Origin of the sequence: Streptomyces azureus, assembly GCF_001270025.1 — a bacterium.
In the GTDB taxonomy this organism is placed as follows: Bacteria; Actinomycetota; Actinomycetes; order Streptomycetales; family Streptomycetaceae; genus Streptomyces; species Streptomyces azureus.
In genome coordinates this window covers 1-17,456 of the sequence record NZ_DF968293.1, presented here as the reverse complement: position 1 = coordinate 17,456, position 17,456 = coordinate 1, and the positions used below count along the sequence as shown (strand labels likewise).

Genomic DNA, 17,456 nt, shown 5'->3' with positions numbered 1-17,456 from the left:
GCGCCACGCTCGCGTCCGGCCGGCAGGGCTGCACGGAGTAGGGGGACCGCCTGGCGCCTCGCGGGACGTGTGACGTCCGGCGGGCGCCCGGCTGTCGGGTTCGCGCCCGGGGGATCCATCGCGCCTCACCGCGGCGCCCGGCTCGGGCTGCCCCGGTTCAGGTGCTCACCGCCTGGCCACGGCAGCAGAACCGGCCGGGGAACGAATTTCGCAGAGGGAGGATTGCCCGGCGGAATCGCGGGCATGCGAACCGTACCCCCACGGGAGTCCGGCTTGGTCGGTTCCCCCCAGGCGGCCGCCTTCGTCCTCCTCTCCCGGACGGGCGGCCGCCTTTTTGTGCGGGTGCGGGGTGGGTTGTGGGGTGGGCCACACCGACCCGGCCGTCCGGGATCCCGGATGCGCGATAGCCTGACCGCTGGATGGATCTCTTGACGCCAAGAGATCGATCAAACGTCCGGGGCAGGGACGCCCCACCGCCAGCTGTCATACGGAGAACGCCATGACCCGCACTCCCGTGAACGTCACCGTCACCGGCGCGGCCGGCCAGATCGGTTACGCCCTGCTCTTCCGCATCGCCTCCGGTCAGCTGCTCGGCGCGGACGTGCCGGTGAAGCTGCGCCTGCTGGAGATCACGCCCGCCCTGAAGGCGGCCGAGGGCACGGCCATGGAGCTGGACGACTGCGCGTTCCCGCTCCTGAAGGGCATCGACATCACGGACGACCCGAACGTCGCCTTCGACGGCGCCAACGTGGGCCTGCTCGTCGGCGCCCGCCCCCGCACCAAGGGCATGGAGCGCGGCGACCTGCTGGAGGCCAACGGCGGCATCTTCAAGCCGCAGGGCAAGGCGATCAACGACCACGCCGCGGACGACGTGAGGGTCCTCGTCGTCGGCAACCCGGCCAACACGAACGCGCTCATCGCGCAGGCCGCCGCGCCCGACGTACCGGCCGAGCGGTTCACCGCGATGACCCGTCTGGACCACAACCGCGCCCTGACCCAGCTCGCGAAGAAGACCGGCTCCGCGGTCTCCGACATCAAGCGGCTCACCATCTGGGGCAACCACTCCGCCACCCAGTACCCGGACATCTTCCACGCCACGGTCGCCGGCAAGAACGCCGCCGAGGTCGTGAACGACGAGAAGTGGCTGGCCGAGGACTTCATCCCGACCGTCGCCAAGCGCGGCGCCGCCATCATCGAGGCCCGTGGCGCCTCGTCGGCCGCCTCCGCCGCCAACGCCGCCATCGACCACGTCCACACCTGGGTCAACGGCACCGCCGAGGGCGACTGGGTCTCCATGGGCATCCCGTCGGACGGCTCCTACGGCGTCCCGGAGGGCCTGATCTCCTCCTTCCCGGTCACCTGCAAGGACGGCAAGTACGAGATCGTCCAGGGCCTGGAGATCAACGAGTTCTCCCGCGCCCGGATCGACGCCTCGGTGAAGGAGCTGGAGGAGGAGCGCGACGCCGTGCGCTCCCTCGGCCTGATCTGAGCCGACGGGTCGACCACCCCAAGACGGCAGGCGCCGGTCCCGGAATCAGGACCGGCGCCTGCCGTCGTTCTGCGATGCTCCCGTGGCCTGTGCGGGGGACGGGTGCACAGGTTGCGCAATGTGGTGTCAGCGTTGCCGTGCTCGCCTTATGCTGTCTTGTCACGCACGGCAATTGCGCCATGACGTACGGTCGATTGCATCTCGGGGGAGCAGTGTTGACTCAGACGTCCCAGTTACCGCGGCAGCCGCACGCCGAGGTGCCGGACGAGCCCCCCGCGCCGCCCGGCGCGAGCGAGGCGACCCGGTTGATGTGCGCGGGTACCTACTTCGACGCGGCGTACCGCGACGCGGTCATCGAAGAGCTGTACGTCCACGAGGAGCGCATCGTCGCCCCCTCCCTCGGCTTCGACGCGGCGCGTGTCCTGGCCCACGCCCTCCGGGCACGCCGGATCGAACTGGGGTGGGCGGGTGCGATCCTGGCGCTGTGGGTGGTGGGCCTCCCGCTTTCCGGGTTCTCGCTGCTCTCTTTCCTGTTCTCCTATCTTCTGCTCACGGCCGCCTCCTGGATCCGCGGCCCCAAGAGACGACCGCCCTGGTACCGGCGGGTGCCTGCCACGTGGATGCGCTGGTGGGGCATCCTCACGCTGATCGGCTTCCTGGGTGCGACGGTGCAGGCGGCCTTCGGCGGGGGAGAGCAGGTGTTCTCCGCGGTCGGCGCGGCCTTGACGCCCGCGGGGGTCCCCGAGCCGACCGGTGAGATCACCAAGCCGCTCCAGGCGTGGGTCGCGCTCGTCGTCCTCGCGCTGGTGGCGGGGTGCGTGGCGGCGCAGCAAGAACAGTTCGCCCGGACGCTTGGGCAGGAGCTGCACCCGTCGCGATTCGGCGACACGGCCGCGGACCCGGCCGAGCACTTCACGGGGCGGCGCTTCCAGCGGCTGCGGGAGCGCATCCGCATGGAGCAGCGTTCACCCCTGGTCATGTACCAGGGGGCGCACCCCTTCTGCGGTGCCGGGCAGGCCCATGACACCTGGACCCTCGCGGTGGAGCTGCGGCCCGACCCGGACCGCACGGAGCCGCCGCTGCCGGTCAACAACCGGGTGATCCTGGACAAGATCCACGAATTGCTCGCCAGGCTGCGGCTGCCCTCGCCGCACGCGGGTGACGCGGTGCGGGACCGGCTGCGCGCCATGGAGCTCGACGAGTGCGTGTTCCTTCCGGTGGCCGGGCTGCCGCGCCGGGACCTCGCGCCGTACGACCCGGACGCCTTCCTCGCGCACCGCACCGAGTCGGTCGAGGAGGGCGGCGAGTCACGACGGCACTTCCTGCGCGCCAGGGTCGGCGGCTGGGAGGAGGAGGTGGTCACGACCGTCTTCGTCCGCGTGCACACCCAGGGCGGGATGCTGATGCTGGAGATCGCGCCGCACGTCCTGCTTCCGGTGCGCGCCGATTTCGAGAACGCGGACCGCGTCGCGCACCAGTACCGGAACAACACCCCGCTGGGCAAAGCGGTCTGGGCTCTGGCGCGCACGCCTCGCTCGGTGATCGAGGCCATCGCGACACTGGTCCGCGGCGCCTCCCTGACCTTTCGGACCCAGACCGCCGGCTATGGCGGGGCGCTGCCCGACGGGCCGGCGTGCTCGGTCCGCGAGCTGGCGTCGGGTGACTCGGCCTCGCTCTTCCAGGACATGGACGTCAGCCGCTATCTGAAGTCGATCCAGGACCGCGTCGCACAGGGCGTGCGGCAGGTATTGAAGGAAGCGGGTTACCGGACCGACGAGTTCGCACAGAAGGTCGTGAACGTGAGCGGCGGCAGCACCCTGATCGAGAACGTGAAGGGGTCGTTCGCCATCGGCGACAACAACGTCGTCACCCACAAGGCGCCCGGTGTCGCGGGCGCGTCGAGTACGCGGGGAGCGGATGGGAATGGCTGAGGAACGGAGCGCCGGTCGAGGCGACATCACCATCAGCAACGTCAACGGATCGTTCGCGATCGGTGACAGCAACACCATCGTCAGCCGGACGGACGCGGGCGCTCCGCAACCGGACGCCCAGCAGCAGGAATTGTTGCGGGCCGTGCGCGAACTCCGCGCCGACCTCGACCGGCTGGTCCAGAGCGACCGGACGGCCGCCCTGGACGCCGAACTCGTCGGCGCCCAGGCTGAGATCGAGGCGACCGGTCGGGCCGGCGAGGGCCGGCTCGCCCGTCTCCGGCAGGCCCTCGCGGACGCGGGCGCGCTGACCGGACTGCTGGCCTCCGCCGCCGCGGTGGGTCAGGCGGTCAGCGCGCTGACGGGGGGCTGAGCGTGGCCGGTGAGGGCGAGGTGCGGTGGAATCCGGAGACGCAGCGCTGGGAGACCGGCGCTCCGCGGCGCCCGCACACCGCACCGCCGCCGCCCCGTCCCGGGTTCGAGCCGACTCCGGACTCCGCTCCTGAGGGCGAGACGGCTCATGCGCCCGGCCCTGGTCGTGGTCCTGGTCCTGGAGAAGGCCTGAACAGGGCCGTCGGGAAGGTGGTCGCGGTGGTGTCGGCCGCCGTCCTGGTCGGCGCCGGGGCAGGGTTCGGCGGCTGGTATCTGGCGGGCCGTGACGGCAACGGCACGCCCACCGCTGCCGCGACCACCGCCCCCACGGCGACCACCGGCGCCTCGCCGTCCGAGTCCGGGCAGAGCGCGCAGGGCACCTCCGCGTCCCCGTCGCCCAGCGAACCTCCGCCGGGTTACCGGAGCGTCTCGGAAGGGGAGTTCGACATCGTCGTACCGCAGGAGTGGCGGCAGCGGACGGAGCCCGGCGAGAACGGCGTCATCAAGTACTACTACGAGAAACCGGGCGGCGAACCGCCCTCTCACGTCCTGGTCTTCAAGGTCACTGAGCCGGGCGCCACCCCGCTCGGCACGCTCGAGACGGCCGAGAAGGATCTGGTGCGGACCAAGGAGTACCGGCGTATCGACCTGGGCCCGGTGCCGGACCCCCGGGGCGAGGCAGCCGAACTGGCCTACTCCTACCAGAGCGAGGAGTCGGGAGCGGAGATACGCAGCCACTACCGCGTCATCCACGCCGACGAGACCCAGCTGTACGGCGTTCTGACAACCGGCCCGGCCGAGGCGTACCCCGAGCAGAGCGAGGTCCTGGAAACGGCGGCCGACTCCTTCTGCCTGGGCGGAGGGTGCTGAGTCCCGGCTGCCACCGTGCGAGCCGCTTCTCGAAGAAGCAGGCCGCGTACACCCCGTGGTACCGGGGAATCTCCGTGTAGCCGCACGACCGGTACATCGCCTGGGCCTGGGTCAGGGAGGCGTGCGCCCACACCGGGCTCCAGCCGCCGCAGCGCCCCGCGGCCCACCGGCCGGCCCTCCTCGTACGCGACCAAGAACGCGCCGGCGTCGCCCGACACCTCGTCGGGGTGCACGAGCCGGCCTTGCCGAAGCCCTCGGGGAAGCGGGCGCCGATGTCGGCGGCGTACGAGTCCAGGCAGGCCCGAGCGTCCGGGGCATGGCCGTCGACGAGTCCGATCGTGATGCCGGCCAGCGGCAGCAGGCGCTGGGCGGTGGCCATGGCCTCGGTGGGCTGCTGCCGCCGGGGTGCGCTCAGGCCTTCCAGCACGCCCGCGGCGAACGTGTTGGCCCGGGCGGTTCCGCTCCTTGGTCTCGACGCCTCCGGCCAGGTTCAGCTCGACCGTCCGCAGCCGGTTGTCGTCCGGATGCACGCCCGTCCGGATCATCCCCTGCGTCTCGAGGGCCTTCACCATCCGGCTCAGGTACCCGGCGTCCAGGCCGAGCCGGCTCCTGAGCTCGCGCAGGGAGACACCGCCGGGGCTCGCGGAGATCTCGAACAGCAGCCGGGCCTCGCCGAGCGGGCGGTCCTGGCCGAGGTAGTGGTCAAAGGATTTGCGGGAGCCGAGGTGCCGGACCCGGCTGGAAGCCTTTGCGTCATGGCCGGCCGGGGCGTGCGGCTGCTGGGGAGGTCGCTCGGGCCGCCGGGGGGCGCTGTGGGCCGAAAGCGACGCCGGCCGGCTCACCGCCTTCACCATGCGTGACGGCCGGTCTCCGAGCGTGCGGCGGCTGCTCGTCTGTCTCATCGAGGAGTACGCCCTCATGTCGCCCACGCCGACCTCGTACGCGAGTCGACCGACGGGCGGGTGGGCGAGGATCCGCCGGAACTTCCGGCCTCGGGTGGCGTGACGTCGTCGCCTCTGACAGTCGGGTGTATTGCGGCGATTTGCCCGCATCTCCAGTGACACACCGCACTTTCGGCCACGGACGCGCATGCATCCGGGGGGACCAGGGCAGGCGCACTCGGTCTCTTAGTGACACACATGTGACTCAGGGGCGCTGATCAGGAACGGAAGGCGAAAGCGATCATGGCGGAAAGCAACGAACTCCAGGCGCGCAGCACCATTCACGCGGGAGGGGAATGGCGTGCGGCTGTCTCCGGCGCCACGCGCGAGATCCTCGACCCTGCGGACGCCCTGCCGTTCGCCGTGGTCGCGGAGGGTGACGAGAAGGACACCGATCTGGCGATCGCCGCCGCCCGGCGCGCCTTCGACGAGGGGGAGTGGCCGCGGACACCCGCCGCCGAGCGGGCCGCGCTGCTGCGCCGTGTCGCCGACCTGCTCGTGCGCGACCGCGAGCGGCTCGGGCTGCTGGAGAGCCGTGACGCCGGCAAGACCGTCGAGGAAGGGCGCGTCGACATCGACGACGTCGCCAGCGCCTTCCGGTACTTCGCCGACCTGGTCGCGGCCGAGAACCCGGGCCGGGTCGTGGACGCCGGCTCGCCCGACATCCACAGCGTCGTCGTGCACGAGCCCATCGGCGTCTGCTCGATGATCACGCCCTGGAACTACCCTCTGCTCCAGGCCAGCTGGAAGATCGCCCCGGCCCTGGCCGCCGGCAACACCTTCGTCGTCAAGCCGAGCGAGATCACCCCGATGACGACCATCGCGCTGATCGAGCTGCTCGTCGAGGCCGGACTGCCCGCCGGGGTCGCCAACATCGTCACCGGGCCGGGTCATTCGGTCGGCGCCCGCCTCTCCGAGCACCCCGACGTCGACCTGGTCTCCTTCACCGGCGGCCTGATCAGCGGCACCAAGGTGGCCCAGGCCGCTGCGCCCACCGTCAAGAAGGTCGCCCTCGAACTAGGCGGCAAGAACCCCAACGTCGTCTTCGCCGACGCCTGCGCCACCGACGAGGGCTTCGACACCGCCGTCGACCAGGCCCTCAACGCCGCCTTCATCCACAGCGGCCAGGTCTGCTCGGCCGGCGCCCGCCTCATCATCGAGGAGTCCGTGCGCGAGCGGTTCGTCACCGAACTCGCCCGGCGCGCCGAGAAGATCCGGCTCGGCCGCGGCACCGAGGACGGCGTCGAGTGCGGCCCGCTGGTCTCCGAGCAGCAGCGCGCCAAGGTCGAGATGTACGTCGAGTCCGCCCTCAAGGAGGGCGCCGTGCTGCGCTCGGGCGGCAAGCGCCCCGAGCCCTCCCCGCAGCGCCCGGAGAACGGCTACTTCTACGAGCCGACCGTCCTCGACCACTGCCACCGCGAGATGCGCGTCGTACGGGAGGAGGTCTTCGGGCCGGTCCTCACCGTCGAGACCTTCCGTACCGAGGACGAGGCCGTCGCGCTCGCCAACGACACCGAGTACGGGCTCGCGGGCGGCGTCTGGACCACCGACGCGGGCCGCGCCCGGCGCGTCGCCGCCCGGCTGCGGCACGGCACGATCTGGATCAACGACTTCCATCCCTACCTGCCGCAGGCGGAATGGGGCGGCTTCGGCAAGAGCGGAGTGGGCCGCGAACTCGGCCCGGCCGGCCTGGCCGAGTACCGCGAGACCAAGCACGTCTACCAGAACCTCGCACCGAAGCCGGTGCGCTGGTTCGCGGGCTGACCCGCACTCCCGACGGCACCCTTCGCACCTCGTTTCCCGGATCCCCGACTCCTCAAAGACCTCAGCCCCCCCTGGAGTACCACCCCCATGCCCGATAACACACACGAATTCGACTACGTCGTCATAGGCGGCGGAACCGCCGGTTCCGTCATCGCCTCCCGACTGACCGAGAACCCCGACGTCTCCGTCGCCGTCATCGAGGGCGGCCCGAGCGACGTCGGCCGCGACGACGTGCTGACCCTGCGGCGCTGGATGGGCCTGCTGGGCGGCGAACTCGACTACGACTACCCCACCACCGAGCAGCCACGTGGCAACTCGCACATCCGGCACAGCCGGGCCCGGGTTCTGGGCGGCTGCTCCTCGCACAACACGCTGATCGCCTTCAAGCCGCTGCCCGCCGACTGGGACGAGTGGGAGGCCGCCGGCGCCAAGGGCTGGGGCGCGGTGCAGATGGAGGCGTACTTCGCGCGCCTGCTCAACAACATCGTCCCGGTCGACGAGCGGGACCGGAACGCCATCGCCCGCGACTTCGTCGACGCCGCCCAGGAGGCGCTGGGCGTACCGCGCGTCGACGGCTTCAACAAGAAGCCGTTCACCGAGGGCGTCGGCTTCTTCGACCTCGCCTACCACCCCGAGAACAACAAGCGGTCCTCGGCGTCGGTGGCGTACCTGCACCCGGTGATGGACGAGCGCCCCAACCTGACGATCCTGCTGGAGACCTGGGCGTACAAGCTGGAGCTGAACGGCAACCGCGCCGAGGGCGTGCACGTACGCACCAAGGAGGGCGAGGAGATCCTCGTCAGGGCCCGGGGCGAGGTCCTGCTGTGCGCCGGCGCCGTCGACTCGCCCCGGCTGCTGATGCACTCCGGCATCGGCCCGAAGGCGGACCTGGAGAAGCTCGGCATCCCCGTCGCGCACGACCTGCCGGGCGTCGGCGAGAACCTGCTCGACCACCCCGAGTCGGTCATCGTGTGGGAGACCAACGGCCCCATCCCGGAGAACTCCGCGATGGACTCGGACGCGGGCCTGTTCGTGCGCCGCGACCCCGAACTGCCGCACCCCGACCTGATGTTCCACTTCTACCAGATCCCCTTCACGGACAACCCGGAGCGACTGGGCTACCAGCGGCCGGAGTTCGGCGTCTCGATGACCCCGAACATCCCCAAGCCGAAGAGCCGCGGCCGGCTGTACCTGACCAGCGCCGACCCCGAGGTCAAGCCCGCCCTGGACTTCCGCTACTTCACCGACGAGGACGACTACGACGGCCGTACCCTCGTCGACGGCATCAAGATCGCCCGCGAGATCGCCAAGACCGAACCGCTGGCCGGCTGGCTCAAGCGCGAGGTGGCCCCCGGCCCGGACGTCACCGGCGACGAGGAACTCGGCGAGTACGCCCGCAAGGTCGCGCACACCGTCTACCACCCCGCCGGCACCTGCAAGATGGGCGGCATCGACGACCGGCTCGCGGTCGTCGACCCGGAGTTGCGTATCCGCGGCCTGGAAGGCATCCGCATCGCCGACGCCTCCGTGTTCCCCACCATGACCACCGTCAACCCGATGATCGGCGTGCTCATGGTCGGGGAGAAGGCCGCCGAGCTGATCGGTGGTGGTTCCCGATGACCGCGACCCTCGAACCCCCCACGGAGCAGACCATGGACACCACCACGCCCGTCTTCTCGGTGGAGGGCCTGTGGAAGGTGTTCGGCCCCAAGGCCGACCGCGTTCCCGCCGACCCCGAGCTCACCGCCCTCGACCCCGCCGAGCTGCGCGCCCGCACCGGCTGCACGGCCGCCGTCCGGGACGTCAGCTTCGACGTACGCAAGGGCGAGGTCTTCGTCGTCATGGGCCTGTCCGGCTCCGGCAAGTCCACGCTGGTGCGCTGTCTGACCCGGCTGATCGAACCGACCGCCGGCATCATCGCCATCGACGGCGAGGACGTCCGCGCCATGGACCGCTCCCGGCTGCGCGAACTGCGCCGCCACCGCGCCGCCATGGTCTTCCAGCACTTCGGCCTGCTGCCGCACCGCACGGTCCTCGACAACGTCGCCTACGGTCTGGAGATCCAGGGCATGGGCAAGGCGGAGCGGCGTGAGCGTGCCGCCGAGGTCGTCGCCAAGGTCGGCCTGGAAGGCATGGAGCACCGCCGCCCCGGCCAGCTCTCCGGCGGCCAGCAGCAGCGCGTGGGCCTGGCCCGCGCGCTCGCCGTCGACCCCGAAGTCCTGCTGTTCGACGAGCCGTTCAGCGCGCTGGACCCGATGATCCGGCGCGACATGCAGGAGGAGGTCGTCAGGCTGCACCAGGAGGAGGGCCGCACGATGGTCTTCATCACCCACGACCTCAACGAGGCCCTCAAGCTGGGCGACCGCATCGCCCTGATGCGCGACGGCCGGGTCGTGCAGCTCGGCACGCCCGAGGAGATCGTCGGCTCGCCCGCCGACGACTACGTCCGCGAGTTCGTCCGGGACGTCCCGCGCGAGCAGGTCATGACCGTCCGCACGGCCATGCGCCGCCCCTCGGCGGACCAGGACGGCAGCGGACCGGCGGTCCGGCCCGAGGCGACGGTCTCCGAGGCGATCGAGGCGGTCGCCCGCGCCGGCGCACCGGCCCGTGTCATGGACAAGGGCCGCTGCGTGGGCGTGATCGACTCCGACACACTGATCGGCGTCGTCGCCGGCACCGAGCAGCCCGCCCCGCCGGGGACCGAGCAGCCCAAGGAGGCGGTGTGATGGCGACCATCACCGCCTCCCCGCCCCGTATCGGCCTGCCCGGCCTCCTCAGGCACCCGGCTGTCCGCAAGCTGCTGCTGCTCGCCCTGGCCGCCGCGATCCTCGTCCCGCTGGCCAACGCCCGCTGGGCGAGCGGCACCTGGCCGAGCGCACTGACCGTCGACTTCTCCGAGCCGCTCGCCAAGGCCAGCGACTGGATCATCGACAACCGCGACAGCCACCCGCTGTTCCTGTACTTCTTCGGCCACGTCAGCAACGTCGTCGTGATCGCCGTGCGGGCCGTCTACCTCACCCTCCTCGCCATCGGCTGGGCGGGCGTCACGGCCCTGGGCGCGCTGGTCGCCTGGCGCGTGGCGGGCGTCCGGCTCGCGCTCGGCACGGCCGTCGCGTTCCTCGCCTGCGGCCTGCTCGGCATGTGGGTGCCGACCATGCAGACGCTCGCCCTGATGGTCGTCGCGGTCGTCGCGTCGGTCGTCGTCGGCATGCTGCTCGGGCTTGCCGCCGGGCTGTCCGACCGGATGGACCGCGTCCTGCGCCCGGTCCTGGACACCATGCAGGTGCTGCCCGCCTTCGCCTACCTGCTGCCGGTCGTGCTGGTCTTCGGCATCGGCGTCCCGGCGGCCGTCCTGGCCACTGTCATCTACGCCGCCCCGCCCATGGCCCGTCTGACCTCGCTCGGTCTGCGCGGCGCCGACAAGGAGGTGCTGGAGGCCGTCGAGTCGCTCGGCTCCACCGCACGGCAGCGGCTGCTGACCGCCCGGCTCCCGCTGGCCCGCAAGGAACTCCTGCTCGGCGTCAACCAGACGATCATGATGGCGCTGTCCATGGCCGTCATCGCGGCCGTCATCGGCGCGGGCGGTCTCGGTGACCGCGTCTACCAGGCGCTGGCCTCGGTCGACGTGGGCGCCGCGCTCGCCGCCGGTATCCCGATCGTGCTGCTGGCCGTCGTCCTGGACCGCGTCACCGGCGCGGCGGGGGAGAAGCTCGGCGCCGAACCGGAGCCCCGCAGCGGACTCGGCTGGCTCCTCGCCCTCATCGGCGTGGTCGCCGTGGCGCTCGCCGGGCGTTTCACGGGCCGGCTCGACTGGCCCGAAGCCTGGATCGTCGGCATCGCCGAGCCCGTCAACCGCGCCGTCGACTGGATGACCGCGCACCTGTACTCGGGCGTCCCCGTCATCGGCGGCACCGCCGACTGGGCCGGCCACTTCACCACCTGGGTCCTCGACCCGGTGCGCGACGGCCTCCAGTGGCTGCCCTGGTGGTCGGTCCTGCTGATCGTCGCCGCCCTGGCCTGGGTGATCGGCACCTGGCGCACCGCGCTCACCGCCGTCCTCGCCATGGCCGCGATCGGCGTCCTCGGCGTCTGGCAGCCGTCGCTGGACACGCTGTCGCAGGTCCTGGCGGCCGTCGCCGTCACCCTCGTCGTCGGCTTCGCCACCGGCATCGCGGCGGCCCGCAGCGACCGCCTGGAGCGGCTGCTGCGCCCGGTCCTGGACGTCTTCCAGACGATGCCGCAGTTCGTGTACCTGATTCCGGTCGTCGCCCTGTTCGGCGTCGGCCGCGCCCCGGCCGTCGCGGCCGCGATCGTGTACGCGCTCCCGGCCGTCGTCCGCATCACCACCCAGGGCCTGCGCCAGGTCGACCCGGCCGCGCTGGAGGCCTCCGGTTCGCTCGGCGCGACCAGCTGGCAACAGCTGCGGCAGGTCCAGCTTCCACTGGCCCGCCCCGCCCTGCTGCTCGCCGTCAACCAGGGCCTCGTCCTGGTCCTCGCCGTCGTCGTCATCGGCGGCCTGGTCGGCGGTGGCGCGCTCGGCTACGACGTCGTCTTCGGCCTCGCCCAGGGCGACCTGGCGACCGGTCTGGTGGCCGGCGCGGCGATCGTCTGCCTCGGCCTGATGCTCGACCGGGTGACCCAGCCCACCGAACGCCGCGCGAAGAAGGGAGCGTGACATGCGAGTCCGCAAGACGGCCCTCGTCGCCGCTCTGAGCTCCCTGGCGCTGCTCACCGGCTGCGGCGCCGCCGACATGACCAAGCAGGCCTCGCCCTTCGCGGGCGCGCAGGGCGCCAAGACCGTGACCCTGTCCGTGCAGTCCTGGGTGGGCGCCCAGGCCAACGTGGCCGTCGCCCAGTACATCCTGGAGCACGAGCTGGGCTACCGCGTCGACACCGTCCAGGTCGACGAGGTGCCCGCCTGGGACGCCCTCAGCCAGGGCCGCGTCGACGCGCTCCTGGAGGACTGGGGCCACCCCGAGCAGGAGCAGCGGTACGTCAAGGACAAGAAGACGATCGCCCGCGGCGGCGAACTCGGCGTCACCGGTCACATCGGCTGGTTCGTCCCGACGTACCTCGCCAGGCAGCACCCGGACATCACGAACTGGAAGAACCTCAACAAGTACTCCCACCTGTTCCGCACTCCGGAGAGCGGCGACAAGGGCCAGCTGATGGACGGTTCACCGTCCTACGTCACCAACGACAAGGCGCTGGTGAAGAACCTGAAGCTGGACTACCAGGTGGTGTTCGCGGGCTCCGAGGCGGCGCAGATCACGCAGATGAGGCAGTTCGCCAAGGAGAAGAAGCCCTTCCTCACCTACTGGTACACCCCCCAGTGGCTCTTCAAGAAGGTCCCCATGACCGAGGTGAAGCTGCCGCCGTACAAGGAGGGCTGCGACGCCGACCCGGAGAAGGTCGCCTGCGCCTACCCGCACACGCCACTGCAGAAGTACCTGAACTCGGGCTTCGCGAAGAACGGCGGCAAGGCGGCGGCCTTCCTGAAGAAGTTCAAGTGGACGACCGAGGACCAGAACGAGGTCTCCCTGATGATCGCCGACAAGAAGATGGCGCCGGAGGACGCGGCGAAGAAGTGGGTGGACAGCCACAAGTCCACGTGGAAGAAGTGGCTGTCCTGAGCGTCCCTACGGTCGCAGACCGGCGGCGATCTCCCGCAGTACGCGGGTGGCCCGCCGCTGGAGCCCCGGCCCGAAGGTGATCCGGGTGGCCCCTCGCGCGCCGAGTTCGGCGGGCGAGGGGCCTTCGCCGACCGGGGCGCCCACGTTGATCGGCCCCTGGATCCCGGCCCGCAGCAGTGGCAGCACGTCCGGCGGGGCGCCGATCGGGTAGACGCAGTCGGCGCCCGCGGCGACGTACATCGCGGCCCGCTCGATGGCCCGCTCCGGGTCGGCGACTCCGCGGACGAAGGTGTCCACGCGCGCGTTGACGAAGAGCCGGCCGGCGGCCTCCGACTGCACCTCGGCCAGCCAGTCGGCATGCTCGCGCGGGTCCCTGAGGACGCCGTCGGCGGAGTCCTCCAGGTTGCAGCCCACCACCCCCGTCTCCAGCAGCCGCTCCACCAGCTCCTTCGGCGCGAGCCCGTACCCGCCCTCGACATCCGCCGACACCGGCACGTCGACGGCCCGGACGATCCGGGCGACCGCCGCGAACATCTCGTCGGCCGGGACCTGCCCGTCCTCGTAGCCGAGGGAGGCGGCGACACCGGCACTGGGCGTGGCGAGTGCCGGGAACCCGGCCTCGGCGAACACCCGGGCGCTGGCCGCGTCCCAGGGCCCGGGCAGGACCAGGGGATCGCCGGGCGCCCGGTGGTGGTGCAGGGCGCGGAAGACATCGGCTTTGCTCATGGCGTGTAACCCCCCGGCGGGATCCGGCGGCTGACCATCACCCGGTTCCAGTTGTTGATGGCGACGATCAGGCCGATCAGATGGGCCAGCCGGACCTCGTCGAAGTGCTTCGCGGCCTGCTCGTACACCTCGTCCGGCACAAAACCGGCGGTCAGCACGGTCACCGCCTCCGTCAGCGCCAGCGCGGCCCGCTCCCGCTCGTCGAAGACGTCCTCGGCCTCCTCCCACGCGGCCAGCAGATCGAGCTGCCGCTCATTCACCCCGTACTCGCGGGCGATCGCGAGATGCATGTCCAGGCAGAACGCGCAGTGGTTGAGCTGCGAGGCGCGGAGCACGACGAGCTCGGCCAGGGCCGGGTCGCCCAGGCCTTGCTTGGCGACCTTGCTGAGCGCGGACATGGCCCGGCCGACCGCCGGGTCCAGCAGCCGGGTCCGAGCCGTCACTTGTACTGGCCCGGCTGGTAGTGTCCCGGCGCCATACGGCACGTCACCCCGAACCGGTTCCAGGCGTTGATCGCCGTGATCGCGGCGATCAGCTGCGCCAGCTCGGCCTCCTCGAAGTGCCTGGCGGCGTTCTCGTACACCTCGTCCGGCACGAAGCCGTCCGTCAGAACCGTCACGGCCTCCGTCAGCTCCAGGGCCGCGAGCTCCTTCGCGGTGTAGAAGTGCCGCGACTCGTCCCAGGCGCTGAGCTGGAGAATCCGCTCGACGCTCTCGCCCGTCGCGAGGGCGTCCTTGGTGTGCATGTCGATGCAGAACGCGCAGTGGTTGATCTGGGAGGCGCGGATCTTCACCAGCTCGTACAGCTTGTGGTCGAGGCCCTGCCGGGCGGCGATCTCCAGCCGGACCATCGCCTTGTAGACCTCGGGCGCGTGCTTGGCCCACTCCAGGCGGGCGGGCCGCTCGGGGGCGTACTCCACGGTCGTCGTGTCATCGGTGTGCGTCGTCATGCCCTCGACCCTAGGAAGGAAGCAGCCCAGGGGTATGGTCCATTTCCATGGCGGAACAGTGGGCCACTTTGGGCATCGACCTGCACCTGGAGCCGACCGGCCCGGGCCTGCGCCGGGGGCTGACCGACGCCCTGCGCGAGGCGGTGCGCTCCGGCCGGCTGGCCCCCGGCACCCGGTTGCCCTCCTCCCGCGCGCTCGCCGCCGACCTGGGCATCGCCCGCAACACGGTCGCCGACGCCTACGCCGATCTGGTCGCCGAGGGCTGGCTCACCGCCCGGCAGGGCTCGGGGACCCGGGTCGCCGGCCGGACGGTGGTCCCGCCGGCGGGCACGGCACCCCACCCCCGCGAACGCGCTCGCCCTGCCTACGACCTGCGCCCCGGCGGCCCCGACCTGGCCTCCTTCCCGCGCGCGGAGTGGCTCAAGGCTGCCCGCCGCGCCCTGACCGCCGCGCCCCACCACGCCCTCGACTACGGCGACCCCCGCGGCAACCCCGAGCTGCGCGCCGCGCTCGCCGGCTACCTCTCCCGGGCCCGGGGCGTACGCGCCGAGCCCGGACGGATCGTGGTGTGCGCCGGGTTCGCGCACGGCCTGAAGCTGCTCGGCACGGCCCTGCGGGCGCGCGGGGCACGGACGGTCGCCGTCGAGTCGTACGGGCTCGATGTGCACTTCAGGCTCCTGGCCGCGTCCGGTCTGCACACGGTCCCGCTGCCCTTCGACCGACTGGGCACCGACCCGAGCGCGTTGTCCGTCGCCGACGCGGTCCTCCTCACGCCCGCCCACCAGTTCCCCATGGGCGTCCCCCTGCACCGTGACCGCCGCGCGGCCGTCGTGGACTGGGCGCGCCGCACCGGCGGGCTGGTGCTGGAGGACGACTATGACGGCGAGTTCCGCTACGACCGTCAGCCCGTGGGCGCGCTCCAGGGCCTGGACCCCGACCGGGTGGTCTACCTGGGCACCGCGAGCAAGTCCCTGGCACCTGGGCTGCGGCTGGCCTGGATGGTGCTGCCGCCGGGCCTCGCGGAGGAGACCGCGGCGGCCAAGGGCGGGGTCGACACCTGCGGAGTGCTGGACCAGCTGACCCTGGCGGAGTTCCTCACGTCCGGGGCCTACGACCGCCATGTCCGCGCGACCCGCCTGCACTACCGGCGCCGTCGGGACGCCCTGGTCGCCGCCGTCGCGGCCAGGACCTCCGAAGCCCAGGTCACCGGCATCGCGGCCGGCCTGCACGTCCTGCTGCGGCTGCCGTCCGGCACCGAGCAGCCGGTGCTCCAGGCGGCCCACTGGCAGGGCCTGGCGGTCCACGGGCTCACCCGCTACCGGCACGCCGCCTCGGTCGTCGAGCCGGCCGACGCCCTGGTCGTCGGCTACGGGAGACCGCCGGACCACGCGTGGTCGGGGGCGCTGGACGCGCTGTGCGCGGTACTGCCCGGATAATCGCGCGAATTCGCCTCCGGCCCTCGCGCACCAGCCACGAGTCCGCGACGAAACTCGTCAGCGCCGCCCCTCCTCGGCCGCCCCGGCTCTGTCCCCAGGCGGGGCCTGCTGCCGGATCCGGTCGGCCGTGTGCTGGTGCAGGGCCCGCATCGGGGCCGCGGTCTTCAGCAGCATCTCCTCGTACTCCGCGTCCGGATCGGAGCCGAGGACGATCGCTCCGCCCGCGCCCAGGTGCATCTGGCCGTCGGCGAACACCGCGGTACGGATGACGATGCTGAGATCCGCACCGCCGCCGCACCCGAAGTAACCGAGGGTGCCCGAGTACACGCCCCGGGCCTCGGACTCCAGCGAGTCGATGATCTCCAGCGTGCGCAGCTTCGGCGCGCCGGTCATCGAGCCGCCGGGAAAACAGGCCCGGACACAGTCCACCGCGTCCGTGTCCGCCCGCAGCCTGCCCCCCACGGTCGAGACGAGCTGGTGCACGGTGGCGTACGTCTCCGTGGCCATGAGCTTGGAGACCCGCACCGACCCGGTCCGGCAGACCCGTCCCAGGTCATTGCGGAGCACGTCGACGATCATCAGGTTCTCGGCCCTGGTCTTGGCGTCCGACACCAGCGCGTCCCGCAGCCGTGCGTCCTCCTCCGGCCCGTCACCCCTTGGCGCGGTCCCCTTGATGGGCCTGGCCTCGGCCGTGCCGTCCCGCCCGATCCGCAGGAACCGCTCGGGCGAGGACCCTGCCACCTCCAGCTCCCCGAACCTAAGGAACGCCGCGTACGGGGCCGGGTTGTCGCGGCGCAGCGTCCGGTAGAACTCGAACGCGTCGGGCGGTGCGGGCAGCCGGGCGGCGTTGGTCAGGCAGACCTCGTAACTGGTGCCCGCCCGCAACTCCCGCTTGCACGCCTCGATGTCCGCGAGATACGTCGCCCGGTCGCGCACCAGCCACGGCTCGGCGGCGCCGGGGTCCGCCGGACCCGCCGGCACGGGCAGGGGCGGCCGCTCCGTCGCCACGCAGGTGAGGTCGGCCAGCACGCTCTCCAGCCAGTCGGCGGCCTCCCGAGCGGCCTGCGGGGTGTCCTCAGCCAGGCAGACGGCGTACGTGAAGCCCTCCTGGTGGTCCACCGCGATCACCCGGTCGGCGAACAGCCAGGCGGCGTCCGGGACCTGGGAGCGGTGGCGGTTGGGCGACCCGCAGTCCGCCTTCACCTCATAGCCGAAGTAGCCGACGTATCCCCCGGTGAAGTCGAACGGCAGCCCGGTCGCGTCCACCCGGCGGCTGGTCAACTGCCGCTTGAGGTAGTCGAACACACTGGCCGCGACCTTCCGCACCGGCCGCCCCGCCCGCTCGATC

The 17,456-nt window shown here is 71.8% G+C and carries 14 protein-coding genes and 1 pseudogene; 10 read left to right on the top strand and 5 right to left on the bottom strand.

What is annotated here, in order from left to right:
• The first annotated feature begins 499 nt into the window (after window positions 1-499).
• The 4 genes from AOQ53_RS19455 to AOQ53_RS46365 all read left to right on the top strand — a co-directional run bounded on the left by AOQ53_RS19455 (window position 500) and on the right by AOQ53_RS46365 (window position 4,659).
• On the top strand, window positions 500-1,489 hold the full coding sequence (locus AOQ53_RS19455; RefSeq protein WP_059419011.1) for a malate dehydrogenase: 990 nt from the start codon (window positions 500-502) through the stop codon (window positions 1,487-1,489).
• A gap of 212 nt (window positions 1,490-1,701) precedes the next feature.
• Entirely contained in the window at window positions 1,702-3,420 is a 1,719-nt protein-coding gene (locus AOQ53_RS19450) for a hypothetical protein (RefSeq protein ID WP_236711732.1), read from the top strand.
• Complete coding sequence (locus AOQ53_RS19445) at window positions 3,413-3,790, top strand: hypothetical protein (protein WP_059419008.1); 378 nt, start codon at window positions 3,413-3,415, stop codon at window positions 3,788-3,790. Before AOQ53_RS19450 ends, AOQ53_RS19445 begins: the two co-directional genes overlap by 8 nt.
• A 218-nt stretch (window positions 3,791-4,008) precedes the next feature.
• Complete coding sequence (locus tag AOQ53_RS46365) at window positions 4,009-4,659, top strand: hypothetical protein (RefSeq protein WP_236711731.1); 651 nt, start codon at window positions 4,009-4,011, stop codon at window positions 4,657-4,659.
• A gap of 569 nt (window positions 4,660-5,228) precedes the next feature.
• On the opposite strand, the pseudogene AOQ53_RS47730 reads toward AOQ53_RS46365, so the two are convergent.
• Window positions 5,229-5,513: pseudogene (locus tag AOQ53_RS47730) on the bottom strand (hypothetical protein); the annotation flags it as partial.
• 330 nt (window positions 5,514-5,843) lie between these two features.
• Between AOQ53_RS47730 and AOQ53_RS19430 the strand changes: the two are divergent.
• From AOQ53_RS19430 to AOQ53_RS19410, 5 genes are all read left to right on the top strand, one after another.
• Window positions 5,844-7,364 (top strand): aldehyde dehydrogenase family protein, encoded by a 1,521-nt coding sequence (locus AOQ53_RS19430; protein ID WP_059419003.1) that lies wholly within the window; start codon window positions 5,844-5,846, stop codon window positions 7,362-7,364.
• An 87-nt stretch (window positions 7,365-7,451) separates the two neighbouring features.
• Window positions 7,452-8,984 carry a GMC family oxidoreductase gene (locus tag AOQ53_RS19425; RefSeq protein ID WP_059419002.1) on the top strand — a complete coding sequence of 511 codons (1,533 nt, stop codon included), beginning with the start codon at window positions 7,452-7,454 and terminating at the stop codon, window positions 8,982-8,984.
• Window positions 8,981-10,090 carry a quaternary amine ABC transporter ATP-binding protein gene (locus tag AOQ53_RS19420; protein ID WP_059419000.1) on the top strand — a complete coding sequence of 370 codons (1,110 nt, stop codon included), beginning with the start codon at window positions 8,981-8,983 and terminating at the stop codon, window positions 10,088-10,090. Before AOQ53_RS19425 ends, AOQ53_RS19420 begins: the two co-directional genes overlap by 4 nt.
• The gene (locus tag AOQ53_RS19415) at window positions 10,090-12,039 is read left to right on the top strand and encodes an ABC transporter permease (RefSeq protein WP_059418999.1); all 1,950 of its coding nucleotides are present in this window, start codon (window positions 10,090-10,092) and stop codon (window positions 12,037-12,039) included. The genes AOQ53_RS19420 and AOQ53_RS19415 overlap by 1 nt, the downstream gene beginning before the upstream one ends.
• Window position 12,040: 1 nt before the next feature.
• The gene (locus AOQ53_RS19410; protein ID WP_059418998.1) at window positions 12,041-12,997 is read left to right on the top strand and encodes an ABC transporter substrate-binding protein; all 957 of its coding nucleotides are present in this window, start codon (window positions 12,041-12,043) and stop codon (window positions 12,995-12,997) included.
• Window positions 12,998-13,003: 6 nt separating this feature from the next.
• Here AOQ53_RS19410 and AOQ53_RS19405 read toward each other — a convergent pair whose 3' ends face one another.
• From AOQ53_RS19405 to AOQ53_RS19395, 3 genes are read right to left on the bottom strand one after another with little or no spacing between them, the layout of a single operon-like run.
• Window positions 13,004-13,723, bottom strand: coding sequence for an isocitrate lyase/PEP mutase family protein (locus AOQ53_RS19405; protein WP_059418996.1), 720 nt, complete (start codon window positions 13,721-13,723; stop codon window positions 13,004-13,006).
• Complete coding sequence (locus AOQ53_RS19400; RefSeq protein ID WP_059418994.1) at window positions 13,720-14,166, bottom strand: carboxymuconolactone decarboxylase family protein; 447 nt, start codon at window positions 14,164-14,166, stop codon at window positions 13,720-13,722. The genes AOQ53_RS19405 and AOQ53_RS19400 overlap by 4 nt, the downstream gene beginning before the upstream one ends.
• Window positions 14,163-14,672 carry a carboxymuconolactone decarboxylase family protein gene (locus AOQ53_RS19395; protein WP_059418992.1) on the bottom strand — a complete coding sequence of 170 codons (510 nt, stop codon included), beginning with the start codon at window positions 14,670-14,672 and terminating at the stop codon, window positions 14,163-14,165. Before AOQ53_RS19395 ends, AOQ53_RS19400 begins: the two co-directional genes overlap by 4 nt.
• 47 nt (window positions 14,673-14,719) lie before the next feature.
• Here AOQ53_RS19395 and pdxR point away from each other — a divergent pair, with 47 nt between their 5' ends.
• On the top strand, window positions 14,720-16,108 hold the full coding sequence (pdxR, locus tag AOQ53_RS19390; RefSeq protein ID WP_059418990.1) for a MocR-like pyridoxine biosynthesis transcription factor PdxR: 1,389 nt from the start codon (window positions 14,720-14,722) through the stop codon (window positions 16,106-16,108).
• Between the two features lie 57 nt (window positions 16,109-16,165).
• Here pdxR and pabB read toward each other — a convergent pair.
• A partial coding sequence (gene pabB / locus AOQ53_RS19385) for an aminodeoxychorismate synthase component I (RefSeq protein ID WP_059418989.1) occupies window positions 16,166-17,456 on the bottom strand: 1,291 nt, incomplete at its 5' end.

Coding starts and splice junctions, on each gene's coding strand:
- AOQ53_RS19455 (WP_059419011.1), top strand. CDS start 500: ATGACCCGCACTCCCGTGAACGTCACCGTCACCGGCGCGGCCGGCCAG.
- AOQ53_RS19445 (WP_059419008.1), top strand. CDS start 3,413: ATGGCTGAGGAACGGAGCGCCGGTCGAGGCGACATCACCATCAGCAAC.
- AOQ53_RS19430 (WP_059419003.1), top strand. CDS start 5,844: ATGGCGGAAAGCAACGAACTCCAGGCGCGCAGCACCATTCACGCGGGA.
- AOQ53_RS19425 (WP_059419002.1), top strand. CDS start 7,452: ATGCCCGATAACACACACGAATTCGACTACGTCGTCATAGGCGGCGGA.
- AOQ53_RS19420 (WP_059419000.1), top strand. CDS start 8,981: ATGACCGCGACCCTCGAACCCCCCACGGAGCAGACCATGGACACCACC.
- AOQ53_RS19415 (WP_059418999.1), top strand. CDS start 10,090: ATGGCGACCATCACCGCCTCCCCGCCCCGTATCGGCCTGCCCGGCCTC.
- AOQ53_RS19410 (WP_059418998.1), top strand. CDS start 12,041: ATGCGAGTCCGCAAGACGGCCCTCGTCGCCGCTCTGAGCTCCCTGGCG.
- AOQ53_RS19405 (WP_059418996.1), bottom strand. CDS start 13,723: ATGAGCAAAGCCGATGTCTTCCGCGCCCTGCACCACCACCGGGCGCCC.
- AOQ53_RS19395 (WP_059418992.1), bottom strand. CDS start 14,672: ATGACGACGCACACCGATGACACGACGACCGTGGAGTACGCCCCCGAG.
- pdxR (WP_059418990.1), top strand. CDS start 14,720: ATGGCGGAACAGTGGGCCACTTTGGGCATCGACCTGCACCTGGAGCCG.